The organism is Psychrobacter sp. TB20-MNA-CIBAN-0197 (assembly GCF_040309765.1).
Classification (GTDB): Bacteria; Pseudomonadota; Gammaproteobacteria; order Pseudomonadales; family Moraxellaceae; genus Psychrobacter; species Psychrobacter submarinus.
Window position 1 is genome coordinate 1 of sequence record NZ_JBEOPC010001026.1, and the last position, 253, is coordinate 253.

The 253-nt window shown below is 38.3% G+C and carries 1 protein-coding gene; it reads right to left on the bottom strand.

The window, feature by feature from the left end:
• Window positions 1–230: hypothetical protein (locus AAEY83_RS17005; protein WP_351061007.1), on the bottom strand; the 230-nt coding region annotated here is incomplete at its 3' end.
• Window positions 231–253: the final 23 nt, after the last annotated feature.

The following is a 253-nucleotide window of genomic DNA, read 5'->3' on the forward strand; positions in this document are numbered from 1 at the left end:
TGTGCATCAGTTTTAGTGTTTACAGGTTTTATATCAGTCGCATTTGTTGTTTTAACAACTGATCTTGGCTTAGGTAGGCTTGCTAAATTAACCGTAACATAGGCCTGTATTATTGCGTTTTTTTCCTCCTTTGGCGGCGCAACTTTAATAGATTGCGAAAACAAAAAGTACAACACAATAGCGTGTATACACAACGAGATAACCCACGGCCATGCATTCCCTTTATTCACATCAAACCCTCAACTTAATAGTG